Genomic DNA, 3633 nt, shown 5'->3' with positions numbered 1-3633 from the left:
GCGGGTACCGCCCCGAGCTTCGTCGTCGTCGCCTCGGTCGTGCTCGCGGTGTTCCTGCTGGGCTGGCGTGCCCTCGCGGGTGAGTCGTCGTTCGTGAGTGAACAGCCTTGCGGCTCAGAGGTACTGGCCCGTGTTGGCGGTCGAGATCGACCGGCCGGGCTCGGTGCCGTCCTTGCCCTTGAGCAGGGTCCGGATGTAGACGATGCGCTCGCCCTTCTTGCCGCTGATCCGGGCCCAGTCGTCGGGGTTCGTCGTGTTGGGCAGGTCCTCGTTCTCCTTGAACTCGTCGACGCAGCTGGTGAGGACGTGCTCGACGCGGATGCCCTTCTGGCCGGTGGTCAGGAACTCCTTGATCGCCAGCTTCTTGGCCCGGTCGACGATGTTCTGGATCATCGCGCCGGAGTTGAAGTCCTTGAAGTAGAGGATCTCCTTGTCGCCGCCCTGGTAGGTCACCTCGAGGAAGCGGTTCTCCTCCATCTCCGAGTACATCCGCTCGACGGCGGCCGTGATCATCGCCTCGATGGTCGCGTCCCGGTCGCCGCCGTTGACGGCGAGGTCGTGCTCGTGCAGCGGAAGCGACGGGGTCAGGTACTTGCTGAAGATGTCCCGCGCACTCTCGGCGTCGGGTCGCTCGATCTTGATCTTCGCGTCGAGGCGCCCGGGGCGCAGGATCGCCGGGTCGATCATGTCCTCGCGGTTCGAGGCGCCGATGACGATGACGTTCTCGAGTCGCTCGACGCCGTCGATCTCGGCGAGCAGCTGCGGCACGATCGTCGTCTCGACGTCGCTGCTGACCCCGGACCCACGGGTGCGGAACAGCGAGTCCATCTCGTCGAAGAAGACGACGACGGGCGTGCCGTCGGACGCCTTCTCGCGGGCCCGCTGGAAGATGAGCCGGATGTGCCGCTCGGTCTCGCCGACGTACTTGTTGAGCAGCTCGGGGCCCTTGATGTTGAGGAAGTAGCTCTTCTTGTCCGACCCGTCGGCTTCACCGGCCTGGGCCGCGCGGGTGGCGACCTGGCGGGCCAGGGACGCCGCGACCGCCTTGGCGATGAGGGTCTTGCCGCAGCCGGGCGGGCCGTAGAGCAGGACTCCCTTGGGCGGCTTGAGCGCGTGCTCCTTGAACAGCTCGGGGTGGAGGAACGGCAGCTCGACGGCGTCGCGGATCTGCTCGATCTGGCTGCCCAGGCCACCGATGTCCTCGTAGCCGACGTCGGGCACCTCCTCGAGGACGAGCTCCTCGACCTCGAGCTTGGGAACGACCTCGTGGACGAAGTTGGCGCGGCCATCGAGCGTCAGGGAGTCCCCGACCCGGACGTGTTCGTGGGTGAGCGGCTCGGCGAGGCGGCAGACGCGCTCCTCGTCACCGTGCGTCACGACGACGACGCGGCCGTCCTCGAGCTTCTCCTTGACCGTGACGACCTCGCCGACGCGCTCGTAGCCGTGCGCGGACACGACGTTGAGCGCCTCGTTGAGCATGACCTCCCGGCCGACGCCGAGCGTGGCGGCGTCGACGGAAGGGCTGACGGCCACCCGCATCTTGCGCCCGCCGGTCAGGATGTCGACGGCCCCGTCGGCCGGCTCGTCGACGACGACGCCGTACGTGCTCGGCGGCTGGGCGAGGCGGTCGACCTCCTTCTTCAGGGTGACGATCTGCTCGCGGGCCTCCTTGAGGGTGCGCACGAGACGCTCGTTCTGCGCCGACAGCGTGGACAGGCTCGTCTGGACGTGCGCGAGGCGCGCCTCGAGCTCACGCGTGCGCTGGGGCGATGTGCGCGCCGCGTCGCGGAGCGCCCGGACCTCGGAGCGCAGGGCGTCGAGCTCGCGCTGGCCGGCTTCCGGGGTGCCCGCACCACTCACGTCGTCGCGGTCTGGGTTGAAGACGTCGTCCGACATCTCGGCCTCCTCATCCGTCACTCGCACCACGTGTGACGTCTCGACCCTAACCCGCTGCGGGCCGATCTAGTCGGACGTTCCAGCCACTGACCGCCGCGCGCGCCGGATCGACTTGTCGCTCTTGACACGTTCACCGAGCGCCTCCGAGGTCCAGGCGTCGTCCGGGACGTCGGTGGAGGCGAGTGAACCGGAACCCGCCGACGGGTCGAGGCCGGGCCCGGCGGGCGCGGCGTCACCCGAGCCGGACTCACCGTAGGCGCCCTTGGCCGGACGTCGCTTGCGCTCGGGTGCGAGGACCCCCGGGGCGAGCCGGCGGGTGGTGATGAGGAAGCCCGTGTGGCCGTGCATGCGGTGCTGCGGACGGACCGCGAGGCCCTCGAGGTGCCAACCCCGCACGAGCGACTCCCAGGCCGATGGCTCGGTGAACCCACCGTGGGCCCGGACACCCTCGGCGACCCGGCTCAGCTGGGTCGTCGTCGCGACGTAGCAGATGAGGACACCACCGGGCACGAGGGCGTCACCGACGGCGTCGAGGCACTCCCACGGGGCGAGCATGTCGAGGACGACACGGTCGACCGTGCCCGGCTCGACGACGCTTGGAAGGGTCTCGACGAGGTCGCCGACGGTCACGGTCCAAGCCGGGTGGTCGCCGCCGAAGAACGCGCGTCCGTTGCCCCGGGCGATGTCGGCGAAGTCGGCCCGCCGCTCGAACGAGAGCAGCCGCCCCTGCTCCCCGATGGCGCGCAGCAACGACATCGACAAGGCGCCGCTGCCGACCCCGGCCTCGACGACCGTGGCCCCCGGGAAGATGTCGGCCATCTGGACGATCTGTCCGGAGTCCTTCGGGTAGACGACGGCGGCGCCGCGGGGCATCGACATGACCCAGTCGGACAGCAGGGGTCGCAGCGCGAGGTACTCCACACCTGCGGTGTTGACGACGACCGAGCCGTCGGGCGCACCGATGAGGTCGTCGTGACGCAGGAAGCCGCGGTGCGTGTGGAACTCACGCCCGGGTTCGAGGGTGATGGTGTGCAGTCGGCCCTTGGGATCGGTCAGCTGGACGCGCTCGCCGACCTCGAAGACGCCGCGTCGGCTGTACGCGGTTCCGGACGGGGCGGACTGGACGGCGTCGGTCATGGCAGCAGAGTCTAGGTGCCGGCGCGGCGCCCGCCGGACACCCGTCGGACCCGTGCCGCCTCGACCTCGTAGCGGCTCGACCGGCCGCCCGGGACCCCGAAGAAGCGGCGCCGCAGCGCACCCTCGACCTCGACGACGTCACCGGCCTCGAGGCGTCCGGCGGCGCGCCGTGGCACAGCCGCCCAGCAGACGACGTCGAGGGTGTCGACGCTGGCCGAGACGGCCCTCGCCGGGGGCCGCGGCACGATGACACGGAAGGTGGCGATGACGTCTCCGCTCGGCAGGACGCGCTCCTCCGCGGCCGCACCCACCCGGCCCCGCAGCCGTACCTCGTTGCGGGCGTTCTCGGCGGGGTCGGGGCTCGCGGCGCGGGTGCCGCGCTTCGTCGTCGTCTCGGTGCCCATGGATGCTCCTGCCGTTGGTCTCGTCGGGGTCCTGCGACTCCCTCGGCGGTCGCTGCCAGTGGTGCCGGGACGGGACCAGCCTGGGCCGCCCGACAGGGCCGAACCAGCGTCCCGGCCCGCCCTGTGGACGGCCGGACCCGGCGTCGCGGGGGTGTGGACCTGTCTCTTATACACATCTGACGCTGCCGACGACGGA

At 70.7% G+C, this 3633-nt stretch carries 3 protein-coding genes; all 3 read right to left on the bottom strand.

The annotated features are described in order from the left end of the window. Positions 1–114: 114 nt before the first annotated feature. A complete protein-coding gene (arc, locus tag ACPYOM_RS21220; RefSeq protein ID WP_481341168.1) occupies positions 115–1896 on the bottom strand; it encodes a proteasome ATPase in 1782 nt (593 codons plus the stop codon). A 66-nt stretch (positions 1897–1962) separates the two neighbouring features. Then, the gene (locus ACPYOM_RS21215) at positions 1963–3033 is read right to left on the bottom strand and encodes a tRNA (adenine-N1)-methyltransferase (RefSeq protein WP_481347472.1); all 1071 of its coding nucleotides are present in this window, start codon (positions 3031–3033) and stop codon (positions 1963–1965) included. 11 nt (positions 3034–3044) lie between these two features. Beyond that, entirely contained in the window at positions 3045–3437 is a 393-nt protein-coding gene (locus tag ACPYOM_RS21210) for a single-stranded DNA-binding protein (RefSeq protein WP_481341166.1), read from the bottom strand. Positions 3438–3633: the final 196 nt, after the last annotated feature.

Source organism: Monashia sp. HAY1-2A, from assembly GCF_056755315.1.
This window is presented reverse-complemented; position numbering and strand designations above follow the sequence as displayed.